The organism is Paenibacillus sp. SN-8-1 (assembly GCF_050995535.1).
Lineage (GTDB): Bacteria > Bacillota > Bacilli > Paenibacillales > Paenibacillaceae > Fontibacillus.
Window position 1 is genome coordinate 1,381,721 of record NZ_CP194782.1, and the last position, 22,592, is coordinate 1,404,312.

Consider the following 22,592-nt stretch of genomic DNA (forward strand, 5'->3'; position numbering starts at 1 on the left):
ACTGACAGTCCCAAGTATGGACGGGGGATCTTCTGGGGAGAGTTGTGAACGCTCAGGAAGGCTGAGCCGGTCAGATTCATTTTAACAACTATCAAATCTGTGCATATCTTAACCGGAACATTGGCTCTTGACTCCTGGTTGAATTATAATATAATTAACTATCCTTATATTATAGTCAAGGATCGAAAGATTATGGCCCCCGATAAAGAGGTGCAAAGGTGAGCAGTTTAGAAGTTGCGAAAGTATTGAATAATAACGTTATTATTGCCAAGCATCCTGAGAACGGTGAGGTCGTGGTGATTGGCAAGGGAATTGGCTTCAATCGGAAGACCGGTCACTACATTCCACTACAGTCTGTTGAGAAAATGTTCATCCTTAAGAATGCTCATGAACAAGAGCAGTATAAGCAGCTCCTCCCTCAAGTGGATGAGAAGCTGATTGAAGCTGTTAACGAGGTTATACTGTATATATCCAAGCGCTGTAATGTAGCCTTGAATGAACATATTCATATCGCCTTAACCGACCATATTTCGTTTGCGATTAAGCGGGCTGAACAGAATATTATTATTCATAATCCTTTTCTATTCGAGACCAAGGAGATCTACCCTCTCGAATATGAGCTAGCGGAATATGCGATAAGGATCATCAATGAGAAAATGGGAATCGACCTGGGTGAAGATGAGATCGGTTTCATTGCTCTTCATATCCACAGTGCGATGACGAATCAGGATATTACTGAGGTGAAGCAGCATTCTCAGCTCATCTCGGATCTTGTGACGGTCATAGAACAACAGCTTCACATTAAGTTGACTCGTAATTCCCTGGATTACTCAAGGCTGCTGACCCATCTTAGGTTCGCCATTGAGCGTGTCCGTCAGGGGGAGAAGGTTAGCGAACCGGATAAGCTGGAGAATCTGCTTAAGCAGGAATATCCGGAGCTGTACTCTTTGGCTTGGAAATTAACCAAAATGATGGAGCAGCGGCTTCGTAAGCCGGTCTATCAGGCGGAGGTATCCTATCTTACGATGCATTTGCACCGGGTAGCCCAGAAGGATTTGTAAGTGAAATTTTGTACGCGGAAGGTATTGCACTACCAGATAGGCAGTGCTATAATACATTCCATAAGTGGCGAATAAATTGAATAGTCATCAGATGTGTAACTGATTCGATCAGGCATGAGTTGATGAAAGTCTTTGATTGTATTGCACCTTTCCGGGGTATTATAACCCTGAAGAGAGTGAATACTTTCAGGCTTTCAAAGCTCATGCTTTTTTATTTGCCTATATAAGGAGGTTGCTTATGTTCAAGAAATTTTTTGGTGTCTTGCAAAGAGTAGGTAAGGCACTCATGCTACCGGTTGCTATATTGCCGGCTGCTGGACTCTTGCTCGGTATCGGCAACATGCTTATTAGTGAAGACTTCCTAAAGCTTGTGCCTGCACTGAATAATCATGGAGTTCACGCTGTAGCGACCATTCTGATGAATGCGGGTCAAATTGTTTTTGACAATCTGTCCTTGCTGTTCGCTGTCGGGGTAGCTATCGGCTTAGCCGGTGGTGAAGGGGTAGCTGGACTAGCTGCTATTGTCGGCTTCCTTGTTATGAATATTACAATGGGAACCGTCATTGGGGTTACTCCGGGAATGATCGGACACAACGAGGCTTATGCCAGTGTACTAGGGATCCCGACCCTGGCTACGGGTGTGTTCGGCGGTATCATCATCGGGATATTGGCGGCATCCATGTACAAGCGGTTCTTCAAAATCGAGCTTCCATCGTACTTGGGCTTCTTCGCTGGTAAGCGGTTTGTCCCAATTATGACAGCGGCAACGTCGCTGATTATTGGATTGCTCATGGTTATTGTATGGCCGCCAATTCAGCACGGGCTGAATTACTTGTCACACAACATGATCGATACGAACCGTACCATGGCAGCGTTTATCTTTGGTGTGGTTGAGCGTGCGCTCATTCCGTTCGGTCTGCATCACATTTTCTATTCTCCATTCTGGTTCGAATTCGGAGAATACACCAGCAAGGCTGGCCAGATTATCCGGGGTGACCAGCATATCTTCATGTCCCAGCTCCGTGATAATGTTCCATTTACAGCGGGTACATTTATGACCGGTAAGTTCCCGTTCATGATGTTCGGTCTTCCGGCAGCCGCGCTTGCTATGTATCATGAAGCAAAGCTGGAACACAAGAAATATGTTGCAGGGATCATGGGTTCCGCAGCTTTGACTTCATTCCTTACAGGGATCACGGAACCTATTGAGTTCTCCTTCCTGTTCTTGGCACCAATCTTGTTCGCTGTTCACTGTGTATTCGCAGGTCTGTCATTTATGACAATGCAGCTTCTAGGTGTCAAAATCGGGATGACCTTCTCCGGGGGATTGATTGACTTCCTGATCTTCGGTGTAATTCCAGGCCGTACACCTTGGTATCTGGTTATCGTTGTAGGTGCGGTGTTTGCGGTGATCTACTACTTTGGATTCCGGTTCATTATCCGCAAATTCAACCTCAAAACACCAGGCCGTGAAGATGCCGCGGAGCAAGAGGCAACTGCTGATAGCGGCACTCCGATTACGAACGATGATCTTCCAAGCAACATCCTAGTAGCTCTAGGGGGCAAAGAGAATATCGCTCATCTGGACGCTTGTATCACACGCCTTCGTGTTGAAGTCAAAGACAAAGGAAATGTGAACAAAGATCGTCTCAAGAAGCTCGGCGCATCCGGCGTGCTTGAAGTGGGTAATAACGTGCAAGCCATCTTCGGTACACGTTCTGATACCATCAAGTCTCAGATCCAGGATATTATGAACGGCAAAGCGCCTGCTCGTATTCCAGATGCCGATGATGTTGGTGAGAGAGCTACGAATTTCGATGCTCCAAGTGTCGGCGGCAAGCAGGCTGAGGCCGAACAAGAGGCTGCTCAGCATGGTGATGCCATCATCAAAGAAGATGTGGTAGCTCCTGCGAATGGTGAATTGATGGATATTACCAAGGTTCCGGACCCTGTCTTCTCCGAGAAGATGACCGGTGACGGATTCGCCATCCTACCAAGTGACGGAACAATCTGTTCACCAGTGTACGGGAAAGTGTTCAACGTGTTCCCAAGTAAGCACGCGATCGGAATCATGTCCGATGGAGGTAAGGAAGTGCTTGTTCACATCGGGGTGAACACTGTGAAGCTGAAGGGCCAAGGCTTTAACGTTCTAGTTAAAGAAGGCGACCTGGTATCTGCGGGACAGCCGATCATGGAAGTGGATCTGGAATATGTGAAGGCGAATGCTCCTTCAATTATTTCACCGATCATTTTCTCCAACTTGCCTGAAGGTTCATCGGTTACCTTGGATAAATCGGGTCAGGTGAAGAGTGGAGAGAACAACATTATCACGATCAAGTAAGAAATTTGAAATTTAGCAAAGCTGAATTCTAATATGAAGTAACAAACTATATTACAAAAGAAAGCGAGATGTATGAAAATGCAAAAAAACTTTAAAATCACAGATGAAGACGGTATCCATGCTCGCCCAGCCACAGCGTTGGTGAATACAGCTAACAAATTTAAAGGCGCTGAATCTTTCGCTGAAGCAAAAGGTAAAAAAGTAACCTTGAAATCCATTCTGGGTGTTCTGTCTTTGGGTCTTGAACAGGGCGATACCATCACTCTTTCTTCTGAAGGTGAAGAAGCGGAAGCGGCTCTTAATGCACTATCTGATATTATGGTAAGTGAAGGGCTAGGCGAAATTAATGAATAAGATTGAGGGGATTGCAGCATCTGCTGGCGTTGCGATAGCCCGCGCCTTCAAGCTTGAGCACCCTGATTTTACGATCAATAAGAAGCAGGTACAGAATACAGACGCTGAGATTACCCGTTTTGACAATGCCCTTGCGAAATCACAGCAAGAGCTGGAAGCCATTAAGGAACGTACTCGCGCTGAGCTTGGTGAGAAGAAAGCGGAAATCTTTGAATCCCATCTGCTGATTCTGAATGATCCGGAGCTTATTGATCCGGTTCGCGCGATGATCTCGGATGAACAGGTAAATGCGGAATATGCGCTGAATGAGACAGCGTCCCAGTTCATTTCCATGTTCGAGAACATGAAGAGTGCTTATCTGCAGGAACGTGCAGCGGATATGCGCGACGTAACCAAGCGTGTGCTGACTCATCTGCTCGGATTGACTTATGTCAATCCGGCAGAAATTAGCGAAGAGGTTATTGTCATTGCAGAAGATCTGAGTCCGTCGGATACAGCGCAATTGAATCGTAAATATGTGCTTGGCTTTACAACAAATATTGGCGGACGGACTTCCCACTCTGCGATCATGGCCCGTTCCTTGGAGATACCAGCGGTGGTTGGAACCAAGGAAGTTGTTGAGAAAGTTAACAGCGGGGATCTGGTTATTGTAGATGGGCTGGATGGCCAGGTTATTATCAACCCAACTGATGAAGTTGTCTCTGAGTATAGAGCGAAGCAACTGAATTATCAGGAGCAACGGGCGGAATGGAACAAGCTGCGTGATCAGAAGTCTGTGTCCAAAGACGGAGTTCATGTCGAGCTTGCAGCGAATATCGGTACGCCGAACGATGTGGCAGGGGTTATTGATAACGGCGGCGAAGCCGTAGGCCTGTATCGTACCGAGTTCCTGTATATGGGCCGTGACAAGCTGCCTTCTGAGGATGTTCAGTTCAATGCTTACAAGACGGTGCTAGAGAAAATGGAAGGCAAGCCCGTTGTTGTCCGTACGCTTGATATCGGCGGAGATAAGGAGCTTCCATATCTCGATCTTCCAAAAGAAATGAATCCTTTCCTTGGATTCCGCGCCGTGCGTTTGTGCCTGGATCGTACGGATATCTTCCGCACTCAGCTTCGCGCTTTGCTTCGTGCAAGTGTGTACGGGAATTTGCGGATTATGTTCCCGATGATCGCTACACTTGGTGAGTTCCGTGAAGCTAAGGCCTTGCTTCTTGAAGAGAAGCAGAAGCTCATTGCTGAAGGAATCGAAGTATCTGAGAACATTCAGCTTGGCATCATGGTCGAGATTCCATCGACCGCGGTTATGGCCGATCAATTTGCCAAGGAAGTGGATTTCTTCAGTATCGGAACGAATGACTTGATTCAATACACCATGGCGGCTGACCGGATGAATGAGCGTGTGTCTTATCTGTACCAACCTTACAATCCAGCCATTCTTCGTCTGGTCAAGATGGTAATCGACGCAGCCCATAAGGAAGGGCGCTGGGCAGGTATGTGCGGTGAGATGGCCGGAGATACTACAGCGATTCCTCTTCTACTGGGACTTGGACTTGATGAATTCAGCATGAGTGCAACCTCTATTCTGCCGGCACGTTCCCTTATTTCCAAGCTGTCCAAGGCGGAAATGCAGGAGCTTGCAGTTAAAGCGCTGGAGCTTCAGACCGCTGAACAGGTTGTGGAACTAGTAAGAGGGATTGAAGCCTAGACCGCATTAGCGGGGAGTAATCCGTTTAACCTTTTTCCGACATAATAATTAGTGATTGAGGGGAGTTCCCCTGCCGGTATCTTCGGATACCGGTTTTTTTTGTGGGTAAATTCAGTTTATTTTTGAGTGGAGATAGTCTAGAGTGGAATGGAGAAATATGAATAATATACATTTCTGCTGATTTAGCCTGATTTAATGGGTTTATAATGAATTTATACCGACTTACAAGGAGTATACATATGAACGACACACGCAGCACAGTTGGCATCATTGATATTGGTTCGAACTCGATTCGGGTTGTGGTCTATGAAGTGACCTCTTCAGGCCATTACCGGGTTATACATGAAAGCAAAGAATCTGCCCGTCTCAGCGAGAAGATAGGCGCGGATGGGAAAATGGACCATGAGGGAATATTATCAATCGTGCCAGTCTTAAGTGAATTCAAGAATATATGCAAGGCCTATGAATGCGGGAAGATTCGTGTCGCGGCAACAGCTGCGATTCGCAATGCGGCAAATGCCGCCGAGATTGTTGATATCCTGGACAAGCATACGGGTCTCGAAATTGAAGTGCTAACAGGAGTCGGAGAGGCATTTTACGGATTTCTTGGAGTGGCACACGGTATTGGGGCTGTTAATGGCTTTATTATTGATATTGGCGGCGGTAGCACGGAGATTACCTTATTCCGAAATCGGGAGCTGCTTCACAGTGTCTCATTGCCCTTTGGTGCAGTAAATTCAAATTATAAATTTGCCACTCGAAGCGGCTGGACATTGGAGTCTAGTATGGCGCTTATCCGTGAAATACAAGATCAGCTTCGTCAGTATGATTGGATTTCGGATCATCCAGAGCTTCCGCTCATTGGACTTGGCGGGACGATTCGCTCATTGGGGAAGCTGGATCAGCGCAGATGCAAATATCCGCTGCCGATGACGCATCATTACGTGCTTGAAGAAGGCACTGTGAATTACTACGCTGATCTGCTGCCATCGATATCGGTAGATCAGCGCAGGAGACTACCAGGATTGTCCAAGAGCAGGGTTGATATCATTGTGCCGGGCGTCCTGATTCTACATACGATCTTCAGATACATTAAGGCCGAATACTGCCTGATCAGCGGGACCGGATTGCGTGAAGGACTGCTGCATGATGTGATGAAGACCACACTGCCTGAGGCAACAGAGGTCGTTGAGCGCCAGGTCCGCTCGCTGCTTTCTTTTCAATCGACGGCTTCTCTTCGTCATCTTAATCATGTTAACGAGTTATGCATGAAGCTGCTTGATCAACTGAAGGCGCTCGAGGACGAAAGGCTTGCCAGACGAATTCTTCATGTGTCGGCCATGCTGTACAAGATAGGCGCTTCACTTTGGTACCATCAGTATGAGAAGCATACTTTCTATTGGCTGCTGAACGCTCCCCTGGGTGGATTAACACACCGCGAAATTGTGCTGATCGCACTCATTGCCGAATACCGGGCGAAGAACGGAAAGCAGTCTAGCGCGGGTGTCTACCAAAAGAGCATACTCAAAGACCAGGACACCAAGCTGATCGCGCAGCTTGCCGCCCTGCTGCAGGTTGCTGTCTCACTTGATGCGAGCGAGACTCAGTCGATTACTTCCATAGAAGCTGATAAGGAGAACAGGACTTTAACCTTGAAATTTAACTGCCGCAGCCAGCCCTTTATTGAACTTAGGGAGCTGGATGCGGCAGCAAAAGTGTTTCAGAAAGCATGGGATATTAAATTGAAGTGGGAAATTCAGACTTCTTCCATGTACTAATATCAAGAGCTGCAAATTGACTCCGGCATAACGGGAGATCGTTTACGATTCTCTCGTATTTGCCGTTCGGCATAAGCTGCTTGGCTTTTACATTATCAGCCAGGGAGAGGCTAAGAATCTGGATGACCATATTTCGGGCTGCCTCTTCATATACCGGGCACATGAGCTCAATCCGGCGTGTTAAATTCCGGGTCATCCAATCGGCACTGGAGATCCAGACTTCAGGCTGGCCTCCATTTTCAAAATAGTAAATTCGTGAGTGCTCAAGGAACCTGTCGACAATACTTCTTACGGTAATGCGATCGCTGAGGCCTTCGACTCCGGGCCGCAAGCAGCATACACCGCGGACAATAAGATCAATCTGTACTCCGTCTTGTGAAGCTTTATAAAGATCGTCAATCATTTCCTGATTCGAGAGGGAATTCATCTTGGCGATGATTCGCGCCGGTCTTCCGCTGCGGGCATGCTCCGACTCTCTCTCAATCAGACTGGCAAGCTTGTTCTGCATGTTATCAGGTGCAAGAGTCAGGGACTGCCAGTGATGAACAGCGGAGTAGCCGGTAATTAAATTGAACAGCTCCGAGGCATCCTCGCCAATGGAAGGCTGGGTAGTGAACAATCCAATATCGGTATACAGCCTTGCCGTAATGTCATTGTAATTCCCGGTGCCGACATGTACATACCTCTTGAGATCAGGCCCTTCCTGGCGAACGATAAGCAGAATCTTGGCATGTGTCTTGAGTCCAACAAGGCCGTATACCACGTGGCAGCCGGCTTTTTCTAATTTGCGGGCCCAAGCGATATTCCGCTCTTCATCGAACCTAGCCTTCAGCTCGACGACAACTGTAACCTGCTTTCCGGATTCTGCCGCATCCGCCAACGCTTGAATCAGCGGGGAGTTCCCGCTAACTCTGTAGAGCGTCATCTTAATGGCCATAACATGGGGATCCTCTGAAGCCTGTACAATGAAATCGGTCACTGCATCAAAGCATTCGTACGGGTGGTACATCAGTACGTCCCGCTCCTTGAGCACCTCGAAGAAATCTTCATTATCTTCAAACTCCTGTGGATAGGGAGGCTCGTCCTGCGGATAACGCAGCTTTGGACTTCCATGAACCGCCCCGGTGAAATGACGCAGAAATGTCAGATCCAGCGGACCATCGATCTCAAATACAGAATCTGTAATTTCGAATTCATCCTGAAGCAGTTCAAGAGCATACGGATGAAAGCCCCTTTGAACTTCGAGGCGTACGGGAGCACCCCAGCGCCGCTTGCGCAGCTCCTTCTCAATTTCTTCAAGCAGATCCTCCGCACCTTCCTCATCAATGGTCAGATCCGCATTTCGGGTCACCCGAAATTCATGGACCGCCAGCGGGATATATCCGCTGAACAAGGTCTGTATATGATGCTTGATCAGCTCCTCAATAAGAATGAAGGACTGCTTCTTACTGTTCGAGTGTTGGGGAAGCTGTACGAATCTCGACAGATTGGATGGTACCTGTACAACCGCGAAATAAGGCTCTTCTTCCGGGCTGTCCCCATCCCGCTTCAGGACAACTGCCAGATATACGAACTGGTTATGAACCAGGGGGAAAGGCCGGCTCTGATCTACTGCCATAGGTGTAAGTACCGGGAAGATAATATCGTGATAATAGCTTTCCATCGATTGGCGCTGTGCCTTATTTAAATCTTCATATTTCAGGAGCTGAATATGCTCCTTGGTCAACTGCCGCATAATATCGCGGTATGTACGGTACTGGGCCTGTACCATTTTTGAAATGCGGGAGACCAGACGTTTATATAAGCCGGCCGGAGTGTAGCCTGTGAAATCCTTCTTGGCATACGCTGCACGAATCTGATCCTGGATGCCCGCGACACGGACACTCATGAATTCATCCAGATTGCTGGATACGATAGATAGAAATTTGGCCCGCTCAAGCAAAGGGGTCCCAGGGTCCTGGGCTTCCTGCAGCACGCGCCAATTGAACTCGATCCAGCTTAAGTCTCGGTTAAGATAACGTGAGCCATCTTCTTTAATATTGATTTGTGCCATATGTCTAACGACCTCCGCTAAAAATACACTATATAAGACGCAGTTAAAAATTGACCTGAGGGTAAGGCGTAACGGAGGGGAAGCTTGGAACTGTAGGAGCGAAAGCGATCGCCTTTGTCTCCGGATTTCATCCGCCCTGCGGTATAAATCAAGAAACCTGGAGACAACAGCGGCCGAAAGTCCAAGCATTCCCCGTAGTTACGACTGTACACACAAATGTGAACATTTTAACTGCGGCTTATATAATAACTTATTCCTTCATTGTACTCCTATGTTACCAAGATAAAAGATGACTTTTGTAAAATCTCTGTAAAATTTATAAAGGAATGTAAAGTGGAATGACCTCTAGAACTATTTTTTACCCAGAAAGTGAAAGCTTTACTTCATTTTTGGGTAAATAAATGATATGGCCCTAGCTGTGCCAGTTTGAGGTGCCGAAAATTTGGCAATATTGAATCGGACGGCGGGCTGACTGAGAACATTTAAGAGTGATCTGCGTGGCTTTAGGCTTCGCCAAACTTTGAGGAGGTCGTGAAGAATGAGTGCAGAACATAATGTTAAGCTTAATGCTGAGAAGAGAGCAAATTTATCCAATAGCTCTTTGCGTCAATTAAGAGAGAAGGGTCGAATCCCGGGTGTGGTCTATGGCTCCCAAATTGGCAACATATCGCTGCATGTGGATGCTAAAGACCTGCTGAAAGTGGCACGCACAGGCCGATCAGAATTTTTTGAGCTCTCGATTGCAGATGGAGAAAGCTTTCCAGCCTTGATTAAAGATGTTCAGCAGCGGGGCGGGAAAGTGGTTCATGTTGACTTTCAGCATGTATCGAAGAACAAACCGATCCGGGTTAAAGTGCCAATCCATTATAATGGTACACCTGAAGGAACCAAAACAGGCGGTATTCTTCAGACTCAAGAGACAGAGCTTGAGGTAGAAGGGCTTCCGGATTCACTTCCGGCAGGGATTGATATCGATGTTACCGGACTTGGAACAGGGGACAAGCTGACTGCAGCGGAAGTGAAGCTTCCGGCGGGTGTTAGCTTGATTACTTCCGAGGATGCGCTCCTAGCCTCGATCGTTCTTCCTCGTGCGGCACTTGAGGCGACGGAAGAAGGAGCAGACGCCGCGGCTGAAGGTGCTGATGCAGCTGAGACTGACAATAAGAGTGACGAGGCTTAAGTTAGCCTAATCTTATACCGAGTGAATTGAAGGACCGGAGCGAGAGTGCTCTGGTCCTTTTTGGTGCTGGTGCTTGAAGGAAAGTGACAAGTGCCTACACTGCTGCATATGATATCGCAGACGAAAGCACCCAGGAAGGAGAGATCGGCTTGAAGAAAGGGAAAGTCACCAAACCGGTCAGAAGCAGACAGCTCAGTTACCGGGAAGAGAACCCCGAGTTCGATGAGATGGATCTGCTTGAGAAAGCTAGGGCCAGAAGCAAGATGGAGAAGCAGGAGAGCGAGGTGCATCTGTCACAGGCCTTGGCGCCTGTGGAAGAGAAGCCTCAGTCTCAGCCCCTGCCTGTAGAAGAGAAGGCTGTGACCCAGGAGGAAGCAGTAACTCAGAAGGAAGCGGTGACTCCGAAGGAAGCTGCGCTTCCAAGTGTAGATGCGAAGATTCAGAGCCCGCCGCCTGTGAAGGAGCAGCCTTCGCAATCCGGACTCTCCGGCGGCTCCGCGGAGTCCTGGTCCACGGTCCGGCACCCTGTCGTCTATACAGATGATATTTCGGATGCCGCAGTGACTGGAGAGAAAATCGCTCCCTACACCATAGATTCTACCAAGATCAAGTATGGCTCCATTGGTACCGCCTGGTTGTCCGATTATGCGGTAACCAGCCTTAATATTGCGGAAGGTGCTGTTACCGGTTCTAAGGTTGCTCCGCATTCATTAACAGGTGAGCATTTCATAGACAGCTCGATTCAAGGACAGAAGATTGCGTATGGAACCCTCAGCGGAGAGAAAATCCAGGACGGAAGCATCTCTGCAGATAAGCTGGCGGATAAAGTAATCAGTGCTGATAAATTAGCTGATGGCTCGATTGGAAGCCGGCATTTAAGCGGAGGACTTATCACTACGGAGCTATTGCAGGACCAGGCAGTAACTTCGGAGAAGATCCGAAGCGGCTCGATTCAATCCATTAACCTGTCAAATGGGATTATTGATACCTCTAAGCTGAGTGAGCGTTCTGTAACAGAGTCCAAGCTTCAGGACGGAGCAGTCACTGGCTCCAAGCTTGCGGAACGCAGTATCGAAGCAAAACATATTGCCCTGAATACGATCACCTCTGATCATTTGGCGTCAGGAATCAGTGCAAGCGGTCTGCTTGCACCCGGCAGTGTAGGGGCTGCAGAGCTGGAAGAAGACGCTGTTCTTGGCCGTCATATTAAAGAGCAGTCCATCGAATCCCGCCACATTGCGCCTGAAGCCTTGGTACGAAAGCATTTTGCGGCTGGAAGTATAGGAGAGGAGCAGATCGGCTCCGGAGAAATTGAAAGCCGACACATTGCAGATCGAAGCATTATCTCTACCAAACTGGCGGATCAGTCTGTAGGAACTGCACAGATTGTGGAGCAGGCTGTGACGTCCTCCAAGATTGCGGACCAAAGTATTCTCCCTCACAAAATAGCTGACGAAGCGGTAATCACCCGGCATATTGGAAAAGCAACCATTCATAGTCCCCAGCTGGCACCTGGTGCGGTTGGGTCCGAGCACATTCAGTCAGGCTCCCTCCGGGAAAGCCACATTGCCGATGATTCTATTCATGAGCGTCATATTCATGAGGGTGCCATAATCAGCGGTAAAATAGCTGCAAAAGCGGTGCTCGAGTCTCATCTCGCCCAAGAATCCGTTGCTGAGCGGCACATCCAGCCGGGAAGCATTACGGAGGCTAAGCTGGCTGAGGGCAGCGTGACCGCTGACAAGATTGCACAGGGCGCTGTAACCGGAGCGGCCGTGAGCGGTAAAAGCATAACCTCCGAGCATATTGCATTCGAAGCCATTCATGAGGCTCACTTGGCAGAGAATAGCGTGAACAGCAGTGCGATTCAAGAAGGAGCTGTCGGGTCCGAGCACATAGAGCAGGGGGCTATCCGGTCCGAGCATCTGAAGAAAGCTTCTATTGGAACTGCAGCTCTGCAGCACCGGGCTGTAACCAGTGAGATCATTGACTCCGGGGCTATTAAAGATCATCACCTGGAAGCGGGTTCCGTATTCCAGCATCATCTTCAGAATCATGCTGTGACTTCTCTGAAGCTTTCGCCGGAGAGTGTATCCACGGACAAAATCAATGATTTGGCAGTCACAACCGGGAAGCTCGCGGAGGGCAGCGTAACTTCCTCCAAGATATTGCCTGGAGCGATCTTGTCTGCTCACCTGGCAGACGGTGCAGTAGGCGAGGATGCGCTAGCTGGGAATTCGGTGCATTCCAGACATATTGTGCCGGAATCCTTGGGGTCAAAGCATCTTGTGAGCGGATCTATCCTCAGTCGTCACCTTGCTGAGAAGGCAGTAACAGAGTCAGCATTGGCACAGGAATCGGTTACCGGGGATAAGATTGCCGAAGCCGCAATCAATACTCAGCACTTGGCAGAGGGGCTCGTAACCTCTTCCAAGATCGCTTCAGGAAGTGTACAGTCTCATCATTTGTCCACAGGACTTATCCAGTCCGACTTGCTGGCCCAAGGAGCGGTACACACGGACCATATCGCAAATGAAGCCTTGCACTCAGGCCACATTATTTCAGGTGCGATAGGATCACGGCACATTGCGGAAGGAGCAGTAAGCTCAGCTCATCTCGCTGCTGGTTCAGTACAGTCTAATCACTTGGGGGAAGCCTCGGTAGGCGCTGGGCAGATTGCTCCCGGAGCTGTTCACGGAAGGCATGTAGCGGCCGGAACCCTGTCTGGTTCCAGCTTAGAGAACGATGCTATCAGCTCGGAGAAGATTGCTGAAGAAGCAGTTAAGTCCGTTCATCTTGCCGATGGCAGTGTAACTTCAACAAAGTTAGCCTCAAGCACCGTGCAGTCCCATCATTTGACTAATGGGCTTATTCTGTCCAGTTTCCTGGCGGAAGGTGCTGTCCATGCTGAACATATTGCTCCAGAATCAATAGGTTTCATTCACTTGAGACCCGGTTCTGTAACGTCCAGACATCTTACCGAAGACTTGGTCGGCTCCGGGCATATCAAGACAGGCGCCATTCAGGGGGATCATATCTATGAAGGAGCTGTAGGCACAAGTCACATTGCCTCAAGCGCAATTCAATCCAGGCATATAGCCTCAGAAGCGATCACAGGCTCAGCCTTGGAGAATGGGGCTGTACGGTCGGAGAAGATTGCTGGAGAAGCCATTCACACCTTCCATCTTGCGGAAGGCAGCGTGACTTCTTCGAAACTCGCTACAGGAAGCGTAAGAGGATATCATCTGCAAGCTGGCATAATTCAGTCCAGTCTATTGGCAGAAGGTGCAGTTCATGCTGAGCATGTTGCTCCTGAATCCCTTGGGCCTAATCATTTGGCTCCCCAGACGATTCAGTCCAAGCATCTTGCAGAAGAGTCGGTCGGCTCCAGCCATATTAGAACGGGTGCTGTACAGTCTGGGCATGTGGCTGATGGGGCTATAGGGGCCGAGCACATCGCAGAGGGAGCCGTTCAGCTCAGACATCTTGCCACAGGATCGATCACGGGTGCTTCGCTGATGGATGGGGGAGTTGGCTCTGATAAAATTGCTCCCGGTGCGGTCGGTACCCCTCATCTCGCGGAAGGCAGCGTCACCTCAATCAAGCTGGCAGCAGGGAGCGTTCAGTCAGAGCATATGGCTGAAGGCCTGATTCATTCGGGACTTCTGGCCAAGGAAGCCGTACATGCCGAGCATATCCGTACAGAATCTCTGAACTCTTCTCACCTTGCTTCAGGCGCGGTTCAATCCAGACATATCGCGGCTGGCTCGATAGGCACTGATCATCTTAGATCTGAATCGATTCATGCCGGGCATCTTGCAGAAGGCTCTGTGAGATCGGATCATATCGCAGAGGGAGCGATCAGTGCCAAGCACCTTGCTTCTGAAGCTATATCCGGATCTATCCTCGAAGAGGGGACGATCATCTCTGCAAAGATTGCACAGGAAGCTATTCAATCACAGCATCTGGCTGAGGAAAGTGTGACTTCCTCCAAGCTGGCTCCAGGAAGTGTGCAGACCCGGCATTTGTCGCCAGGCTCCATCCATTCCGATCAACTGAAGGAAGGCACAGTTCAGTCAGAGCATATATCTTCTGAAGCTATTGGCGCAGGCCATCTGGCATCTGGGATCATCCAGGCTCGGCATCTCGCGGCGGGTACGGTAGGTTCTCATCATCTACAGTCAGGCATCATCTATCCGGACCATGTGGCAGAAGGTTCAATAGCCTCCGGACATATCGCTTCCGGTGCGATAGAAGCCAGACATTTAGCGGCAGGCACGGTAGCAACAGATCATCTACAGCCTGGCATCATTCATCCGGAGCATGTGGCAGAAGGTTCAATAGCCTCCGGACATATCGCTTCCGGTGCGATAGAAGCTAGACATTTAGCGGCAGGCACAGTAGCTGCAGATCATCTCCAGTCAGGCATTATTCATCCGGACCATGTGGCAGAAGGTTCAATAGCCTCCGGACATATCGCTTCCGGTGCGATAGAAGCTAGACATTTAGCAGCAGGCACAGTAGCTACAGATCATCTACAGTCAGGCATCATTCATCCGGAGCATGTGGCTGAGAGCTCAATTTCCTCCGGACATATCGCATCCGGCGCGATAGAAGCCAGACATTTAGCAGCAGGCACAGTAGCTGCAGATCATCTCCAGTCCGGCATCATTCATCCCGAGCATGTGGCTGAGAGTTCAATTGTCTCCGGACATATCGCTTCCGGCGCGATAGAAGCTAGACATTTTGTGGCAGGCACGATCTCTGGGCCGATCTTGGAAGATGGTGCAGTCACTTCGGAGAAACTGTCTGAGGATTCTGTCAGTGCCCGGCATCTAGTTGAAGGAAGTGTCATCTCATCCAAGATCGCTGAAGAGACGATTCAGTCGCATCATCTCTCCCCGGGCCTTATTCATTCGGAATTAATTGCAGGGCGTGCTGTGAAATCAGCCAACATTGATCTGGCTTCCATTCATTCGGAACATATTAACTTCGGCGCTGTGCAGGATGTACATCTGGCGTCACAGGCTGTCTCTGGCGATGCGATTCGTGATGGAGTGATTACGTCCGAGAAGTTGGCTGATGAGTCTGTAGAGGCAAGGCATCTGGCACATGGAAGTGTGAGCTCATCTCAAATTACCGATGGGGCCATACTGCCGGTTCATTTATCGGAAGGAAGCGTTCTTGAGGCGTCACTGGGCGAGGAATCTGTGCAATCCCGTCATATTGCGGCCAATTCCGTAGGCACCGGCCATTTGCAAGCTGGAGCTGTTCAGGAATATCATTTGGCCGAGGGAGCCATAGCTGGACCTTCATTGCAGGATGAGTCGATTGGTTCTGAGAAAATATCCAGAAGCGCGATTCAGGCGTATCATCTGGCTCCAGAATCAATCGGACCTGAACATTTGCAGTCCGGTTCTATTAAGGGACATCATCTAGGCACACAGACCATTTCCGGTAATGCGCTTCAGAACGGTTCGATCAGCTCGGAGAAACTTTCAGCTGGTGCGGTTCAATCCAAGCAGCTTGCGGCCAATAGTGTCGACAGCAGGCATATCGCCAAAGAAGCGGTAGCCTCGGGACACATCCAGCGCGGTATTATTAATAAAGCACATTTATCCAAGGACCTGCTGTCTGGCGGTCTGCTTCCTGAAGGGGGAATACAGGGGACACATCTTGGAGAAGCCAGCATTTCCCGGGAGCATTTGAATAATGGCAGTGTAGATGAAGAGGTTCTTCAAAATGATTCGGTAAGTGCAGATCACATTAAGCCGGTATCCATTCAAAGCTATCACTTAGCCGAGGAAAGTATACAGTCGCATCACCTTGCGGATGGGGCGGTAACGGCTAGGCATTTGGAACCTGGAGTGATCGGATTGGATCAGTTATCCGTTACACCAATACAAAGCCGGAAAGGCATTCATGCGTTTCAGCAGTTTGGGATGTCGGTCTTCTTGCTTCAAGGGCAAGAGAATCAAGCGGAGCTAACGATTAAGTTCGAGGAGCCCTTCGGAGACCAGAATTATACCTTGGTGGCGATGACGAATCAGCCTTCCATTTATGCGTCGCTAAAGTCCCGTTCTGAGGAATCAGCCGTTATTGAGCTGACTCGGCAAACGGACGGGGCACAAACTTACGGTTTCGTTACCTGGATTGCAATCGGAAGCTTGGGCAATGTATAACTTGAATGAATTTTAGAAATTGTCACAATTGTAGGGCTACCCCGTATACTGCCGCAAGTCGGCCTGGGGTAGGCCTTTTTTTCATGCTCAGTTCCTACTTCAAGATCGGCAGAAAATATGAAGTCAATTTAGTGAGCCATAGCTCTTGACGAAACGTTATTTACTAACTAGAATTTGTGGCAGTATGTTAATAGAGAAAGAGGGGATTACACTGCAGCCTAAGAAGAAAACTACGGCACTGTCACAGCGTAAACGGGAAGAACAGCTACAGAAACAAAGAATGAAGCGTTTCATCTGGTTCACATCTGTGGCCGTTCTCTTAATTTTGATAATCGTTGTATTCAGCATCAAACCAAACTCTTCCACTTCAGGTGATAACCCTAATTCGTCCAGCAAGGTTATTAATCCCAATTTCCCTTACGATACCCTCCCAGTATTAGGGAACAAGGAAGCCAAGGTGAAGGTTGTTGAATTTGGAGATTACCAATGTCCAGCATGTAAGCAATTCACCGAAACTGTTAAGCCTCAGCTGGTTAAGGATTACATCGACAAAGGTCTGGTATCCTTCTACTTTATGAACTTCTCCTTCATCGGAGATGAATCCAATCTGGCTGCGCTGGCTGCCCAAGCTGTATATCATCAAAGCAACGAGGCATTCTGGAAATACTATGAGGCGCTCTACCGCGAGCAGGGGGCCGAGAATAGCGGCCGGATTACACCTGCCTACCTTGTGGAATTAGCCAAGAAAGAGAATCTGCAGATTGATTACAATAAGCTTCAGCAGGATATCGACAATAAAGTGTACCAAGATGAAGTGGACAAGCATAATGCAAAGACAAACGAATTAAATATTCAATCTTCACCTACAGTATACGTTAACAATACTCAATACACCGGTCATTATTTGGACTATGGCAGCCTTAAGCAAGATATTGAAAAAGCGTTAAAGGGTGAGTAACCATGAGCAGTCAGCCGGCACGCTCCATAATCCGTGAATATGCCTTATATCTGGCTTGGTTAGTGTCTATCGTTGCAACCGCAGGCAGTCTGTACTTAAGTGAAGTCATGCTGTTTGAACCGTGCCGCCTGTGCTGGTTCCAACGTATATTCATGTATCCGCAGGTGATTCTTCTGGGGATCGCAGCTTATCGTGATGATCGGAATATCATCCGCTATCTGCTGCCTCTTAATATTATTGGAGGCTGTATCTCACTGTTTCACTATGCCGACCAGAAAATCCCGGGCTTCTCCGCAATCGCACCATGCCGGGTGGGAGTTCCCTGTAATGTGGACTATCTCGATTGGTTCGGTTTCATCACGATCCCATTAATGGCACTGGTAGCATTCATTTTAATAACTGTGTTCCTGATCTTGGGACGCGGTAAGCAGAATGAAGAAGAGAATGAGTTGGAATACGAGCTTACCGAGCAAGACTAAATCAAAATAGCTGAATGCAAATCAAAAAGAGAGCCTGCGGGCTCTCTTTCTTGTTCAAACAGGAAGTTACTCTCCAGAAGTATTTCACACGCCAGTCTATCAGGTAATATTTGTTTCAGGTATATAAGTTTAAAAAGGCGGCGTTTGTTCAAGCAGCTTGAAGCGTTCGATTTGATCCCACAGCTGTTCCTGCTTCAGAATGGCCACTTGCTTCAGGCCGATAAGATCATAATGGGGATAAGGCTGGCGCTGATGAATATATTTGGGATTAAGACCACGTTCTCTGCACCAGGCTGTGAGCTTCTGCAGATCCGAGCAGCCCACTTTGGTAACGGTCGTTATACCCGGCCACTTTGGCTCAAGCCAATAATGGGTAAGGTATGCAATTTCACCGCGTCTGACTTGATCTTTCCAGTCGTTAAGCTCTTGTCTGCTAACACCAAAGGCCATTTCATTTCATTCCTATCTGCTATGAAGTTCAATCCGCTCAGCCTTCATTATAGCAAGGTTCATCTGGATTTTCATGGAGGGGGATTCCGTTGAAATAGTCTAATCATGCCGATACTGGAAGGATTTGAGGGACTTATGTCGAATAGTTGTTTAACTCGTAAAAATAGGGAGGAAGAAAACTTGAGTTTTTTGGATAAATTTAAGGCTGGTGTAGCGGAAGCGGGCAATAAGGCTAAGAACGTGGTCGAGATCAACCGCCTGAAGATGCAGAACAATTCGATGCAGAATGAAATCGCCGGGCAGTATGAGGCGATGGGCAGAATTGTATTTGAATCCATGGAACAGGGGACTTGGCCTATTTCCAAGGAGCAGGTAACCAGTCATACTCTGCGTATTCAAGAGCTTCAGCTTGCAATCGAGCAGAACCTGCTGCATATAGCGAATATCAATGACTCCAAGACCTGCAAGGCATGCGGGGCAACGAACAATATCGAGGCCAAGTTCTGTAATCACTGCGGACATACATATGAAGTGAAGCATAACAGTACAGTAGAATATGGGACGGATTCCAAAGAAGAGATTCAAGAAGGCAGACAATCCCTGCCAGATCAATCCAATCGTTAGGGGGAACAATTTTGCAGCAATTTTCGGTAGTGTTACAAGAGCTTCGCAAGTGGTTTGAATCATTCGGGTGGTATCGTCAATTAAGGAAATATGACATGCAGCTATTATTCGGTGGATTGGGAGTTGGATTTCTGTATGAGATTCTGGATCTGATTCTTCCTTATCAAAGTTCTGCGGGGCTTTATACGTTATTCTTTACTATTCCTTTATGGGCACTGGCCCATCAGGCATTTCTTCTCGGAGCCTGGCTGACACTGACTTCCGGGAACATTAAATACCTGCCTTACGCGTTATGGCTTGAAGCCGTGTTAATCATTTTCCCGTTTACCCATATCTCGCTCTCAAATTTAATCCCGACTGCCGTATACGCTCTACTTGGATACTTTGTATTCAAATATACCGCTTCTGCTCATGCGGACAAATCGGGTACTCTGTAAGCCGAGGTGACCAGATTCATTGGACAGGGGCCGCTCCACAAGATCTTAGATCTTGTAGGGCGGCCCTTGATTTTAGTTAAGGAGTTCGGTTTGTGTTCGAAACACTCTGGGAGCGAGCGCTGATCTCATCGCTGCTTAACTACACCAGCTTCCGATACAGTTGTCTTAGATAACGTGAGCGTGTAATGAGGAAGTAGACTATCTGAATGAACAAGAATGAGGCAAATATTGCAAGCGCATATTGAAAGACCGAGTAGGTGATCAGCTGCTGAAGGGCTGCCATAGCTACGGCGCTGTGAATCATCGCGAGCACAATGGGCAGGAAGAACATCAGGCTCAGCTGCTGGGTTACGGTCTTGTTGAGTTCCCTCCGGCTGAGACCAACTTTGGCAATCATTTTGTATTGCTGCTCATCCCTTTCCGAGTCGGCATATAGACGGAAGTAGATGAAGCTGGCAGCGAAGGTGAAGAAGACGACGCCTACAAGTCCGCTTAAGATGAACAGTATGCCATTGATCTGTCTGGATTCAATCCAGCTATCCACCAGAGATAACAAAGTGTAGTGCCCAGGGTCTTGTGGAATTAATTTCTTCAATTGATCTGAGACTTCACGGCTCTTTTGCCAGTCCTTCACGACAAAATGATAGGTTTTGTTGACATTTTCCTTGAGTTGCTTGGCAAAGATCGTATCAAAAGCTTTATCCGTAACAATGTACAAATGCCACGAGTGTGGAAGAAGGACATAATCCAGCGCTTTTTTGAGCTTAAATGTCCCTTTATATTCACCCCAGATCACTTGGGCGTGTGTACTAGGTATTCCCTCTCGCTTATAAGACTTGGCCTCCATTACCGAAGATGGCGCGAGAATGATCTCCTGATCCTGCAGCTGCTCGGGAGGCTTGCCCAGCGCCTTCGCCAGGCTGTTGTAATCGCTTAGCTTGATCAAAGTTAGACCATTATCTGAATTGCTGGGTGAGATGGTACCCATCTGGTAAGTGAAATTGTTCTTGGTCAGCTCCTGCTGGATCAGCTGGATGTGCTCTTGTTCTTTGGTATTCCCTGAATAAGAGGAGTAGCTGAACGAGTATGGGTTCGTCATTTCGGCAAGACCGGGTGCCCCGATCGCCAGACAAGTTCCAATGCCGGTGAAGGCAACCGCAGAAATAATCGAGACCATGAAGAACATAATCGCATTGTCTTTCATCCGGTAGGTCAGCTCCGAGAAGGTCAGCAGGTTAGTACGTCGGAAGAACAGACCTTGATTTCTCTTCAGCATTCGAATGACATATACACTCAGCTGCGTGAAGAGGAAGTAGGTTCCCAGGATAACGAGTCCGACACCAGCAACGAGAAGGCCTAAATTGAAGACCTGCATGAGTACAAAATAAAATACGCATCCATATCCCGCGGCAATCAGAAGCACGGCAAGAAGAGCAAGCAGCCAGGATGCCTTCGGCTCGGGCTTCGGCTTGTCGGAGGATTTGATCAGCTCTACCAGCAGGGCCTTGCGTACCATCAGGGAAGTGAAAAGCGCGATGACCACGAACATCGCAGCGAACGCGGCAGCGGTCAGCCAGATGGCCTTTAGCGGAATATAGAACCGAAGTCCTCGTTCAATCGCCAGCAAGTTCGCACAGACCAGCAGAATGAGCTTGGAGAAAATTAGACCTGTTCCGATCCCTGCGACAATGGAGCCAAAGCCGATCAGAATGTTCTCGATGAACAGCAGCTTATGCAGCTGCTTACGCGACATGCCTAGCAGCATCAGAATACCGAACTCCCGCTTGCGCAGCTTCAGAAAGGCACTGACCGAATACAGCAGGAAGAAGAAAGAGAAGATGAAGACAATATACTGTGAGATTCTCATCCCCATACTTGCAAGCATACTCATTGTACTGCTTGTGGATGCCAGCTCACCCTGGAGATCCGGATGGAAGAGAAGCAGCGCATAGGTGAAGAAGATCATAACCGCAAAAGCACTGCTTAGAAAGTGCGCAATATAGGTCCTTTTATTACGGAGGACATTGTTAAACGCGAATTGTCTGAAATTCATCAGCATTCCCTCCCATAAGCGACAGAACATTAATGATTTTCTGGTAAAAGGCCCTGCGGTTGTCCCCATAATGGATTTCATTGTACAGCTGTCCATCTTTGATGAAAACAACTCTATTGCAATAGCTGGCCGCTACCGGGTCATGGGTGACCAGCATCATGGTAGTACCATCCTCTTTATTTCGCTTCTCCATAATCTCCATGACATCACGAGCTGCCTTGGAATCCAGGTTCCCTGTAGGTTCGTCCGCAAGCACCAGCTTGGGCTCATGTATCAGTGCGCGGGCAATCGCCGTCCGCTGGGCCTGACCTCCCGAGATCTCATAGGTACGCTTGTCTAGAATCGAAGTAATGCCCAGCTTCTCTGACAGCTGTGCTAGGCGAGAGTTCATTTCTTTCAGGTTTATTCCGTCCAGTGCAAGAGGAAGGAGAATATTCTCCTTGACTGTCAACGTATGTAGAAGATTGAAAGACTGGAATACAAATCCGAGTTCCCTGCGCCGGAAGACAGCAAGCTGATCGGCGGAGAGCGTATGCGGATTGCTGCCGTTAATGAGCACCTCGCCCGAGGTGGGAGAATCAATGGTAGAGACCAGATTCAGCAGCGTGGTCTTGCCGCTGCCTGAAGGCCCCATAATGCCGACAAATTCACCTTGGCTGACAGACAATTGAATCTTGGATAACGCTTCGTAGGATACGGCACCCTTGTATATTTTACTGAGATTATTCACTTTCAATATTTCCATAATTGTTCATACCCCTTTCAATAGGTAATCCGCGATTAGAGATGGGTGGAGTCTTAGAGATAACGCTCTGTTCGCCAAAATAGTTACAGGGCTGCGGCCCATCCCTGTTCCAAGAGTAAAGCACAGCGGTTCATTGTCCTATTGATCAATCTTTCAGAAAGCTGACAAAGTTGTAAGATAGGATCGAGACTG

Annotated in this window: 15 protein-coding genes; 11 read left to right on the forward strand and 4 right to left on the reverse strand. The window is 48.3% G+C overall.

The window, feature by feature from the left end:
* Positions 1 to 218: 218 nt before the first annotated feature.
* The 5 genes from glcT (at position 219) to ACRRNK_RS06575 (ending at position 7,239) form a co-directional block, all read left to right on the forward strand.
* Positions 219 to 1,061, forward strand: a complete 843-nt coding sequence (gene glcT, locus ACRRNK_RS06555; protein ID WP_433945962.1) for a glucose PTS transporter transcription antiterminator GlcT — start codon at positions 219 to 221, stop codon at positions 1,059 to 1,061.
* Positions 1,062 to 1,299: 238 nt separating this feature from the next.
* Positions 1,300 to 3,402 (forward strand): glucose-specific PTS transporter subunit IIBC, encoded by a 2,103-nt coding sequence (gene ptsG, locus ACRRNK_RS06560; protein ID WP_433945963.1) that lies wholly within the window; start codon positions 1,300 to 1,302, stop codon positions 3,400 to 3,402.
* A 78-nt stretch (positions 3,403 to 3,480) separates the two neighbouring features.
* Positions 3,481 to 3,756 carry an HPr family phosphocarrier protein gene (locus ACRRNK_RS06565; protein WP_433946821.1) on the forward strand — a complete coding sequence of 92 codons (276 nt, stop codon included), beginning with the start codon at positions 3,481 to 3,483 and terminating at the stop codon, positions 3,754 to 3,756.
* Positions 3,749 to 5,461: a phosphoenolpyruvate--protein phosphotransferase gene (gene ptsP, locus ACRRNK_RS06570; RefSeq protein WP_433945964.1), complete on the forward strand. Its 1,713-nt coding sequence runs from the start codon at positions 3,749 to 3,751 to the stop codon at positions 5,459 to 5,461. The genes ACRRNK_RS06565 and ptsP overlap by 8 nt, the downstream gene beginning before the upstream one ends.
* Positions 5,462 to 5,700: 239 nt before the next feature.
* Positions 5,701 to 7,239 carry a Ppx/GppA family phosphatase gene (locus tag ACRRNK_RS06575; RefSeq protein ID WP_433945965.1) on the forward strand — a complete coding sequence of 513 codons (1,539 nt, stop codon included), beginning with the start codon at positions 5,701 to 5,703 and terminating at the stop codon, positions 7,237 to 7,239.
* Here ACRRNK_RS06575 and ppk1 read toward each other — a convergent pair.
* A complete protein-coding gene (ppk1, locus tag ACRRNK_RS06580) occupies positions 7,199 to 9,292 on the reverse strand; it encodes a polyphosphate kinase 1 (protein WP_433945966.1) in 2,094 nt (697 codons plus the stop codon). The two genes, ACRRNK_RS06575 and ppk1, sit on opposite strands and share 41 nt — an antisense overlap.
* 538 nt (positions 9,293 to 9,830) lie before the next feature.
* On the opposite strand from ppk1, the gene ACRRNK_RS06585 reads away from it, so the two are divergent.
* The 4 genes from ACRRNK_RS06585 (at position 9,831) to ACRRNK_RS06600 (ending at position 18,091) form a co-directional block, all read left to right on the forward strand.
* On the forward strand, positions 9,831 to 10,472 hold the full coding sequence (locus tag ACRRNK_RS06585; protein ID WP_433945967.1) for a 50S ribosomal protein L25: 642 nt from the start codon (positions 9,831 to 9,833) through the stop codon (positions 10,470 to 10,472).
* Positions 10,473 to 10,621: 149 nt separating this feature from the next.
* Entirely contained in the window at positions 10,622 to 16,654 is a 6,033-nt protein-coding gene (locus tag ACRRNK_RS06590) for a WIAG-tail domain (protein ID WP_433945968.1), read from the forward strand.
* 184 nt (positions 16,655 to 16,838) lie between these two features.
* Positions 16,839 to 17,612, forward strand: coding sequence for a DsbA family protein (locus ACRRNK_RS06595; RefSeq protein ID WP_433945969.1), 774 nt, complete (start codon positions 16,839 to 16,841; stop codon positions 17,610 to 17,612).
* A 2-nt stretch (positions 17,613 to 17,614) separates the two neighbouring features.
* Positions 17,615 to 18,091 (forward strand): disulfide oxidoreductase, encoded by a 477-nt coding sequence (locus ACRRNK_RS06600; RefSeq protein ID WP_433945970.1) that lies wholly within the window; start codon positions 17,615 to 17,617, stop codon positions 18,089 to 18,091.
* A 129-nt stretch (positions 18,092 to 18,220) separates the two neighbouring features.
* Here the strand turns inward: ACRRNK_RS06600 and ACRRNK_RS06605 are convergent, their stop codons facing one another.
* Positions 18,221 to 18,541, reverse strand: coding sequence for a hypothetical protein (locus tag ACRRNK_RS06605; RefSeq protein WP_433945971.1), 321 nt, complete (start codon positions 18,539 to 18,541; stop codon positions 18,221 to 18,223).
* A gap of 180 nt (positions 18,542 to 18,721) precedes the next feature.
* Here ACRRNK_RS06605 and ACRRNK_RS06610 point away from each other — a divergent pair, with 180 nt between their 5' ends.
* On the forward strand, positions 18,722 to 19,165 hold the full coding sequence (locus ACRRNK_RS06610; RefSeq protein ID WP_433945972.1) for a zinc ribbon domain-containing protein: 444 nt from the start codon (positions 18,722 to 18,724) through the stop codon (positions 19,163 to 19,165).
* An 11-nt stretch (positions 19,166 to 19,176) separates the two neighbouring features.
* Positions 19,177 to 19,602: a hypothetical protein gene (locus tag ACRRNK_RS06615; protein ID WP_433945973.1), complete on the forward strand. Its 426-nt coding sequence runs from the start codon at positions 19,177 to 19,179 to the stop codon at positions 19,600 to 19,602.
* A 139-nt stretch (positions 19,603 to 19,741) separates the two neighbouring features.
* Here the strand turns inward: ACRRNK_RS06615 and ACRRNK_RS06620 are convergent, their stop codons facing one another.
* Both ACRRNK_RS06620 and ACRRNK_RS06625 read right to left on the reverse strand, forming a co-directional pair.
* Positions 19,742 to 21,655, reverse strand: a complete 1,914-nt coding sequence (locus ACRRNK_RS06620) for an FtsX-like permease family protein (protein WP_433945974.1) — start codon at positions 21,653 to 21,655, stop codon at positions 19,742 to 19,744.
* Complete coding sequence (locus ACRRNK_RS06625; protein ID WP_433945975.1) at positions 21,630 to 22,400, reverse strand: ABC transporter ATP-binding protein; 771 nt, start codon at positions 22,398 to 22,400, stop codon at positions 21,630 to 21,632. The genes ACRRNK_RS06620 and ACRRNK_RS06625 overlap by 26 nt, the downstream gene beginning before the upstream one ends.
* Between the last annotated feature and the right edge of the window lie 192 nt (positions 22,401 to 22,592).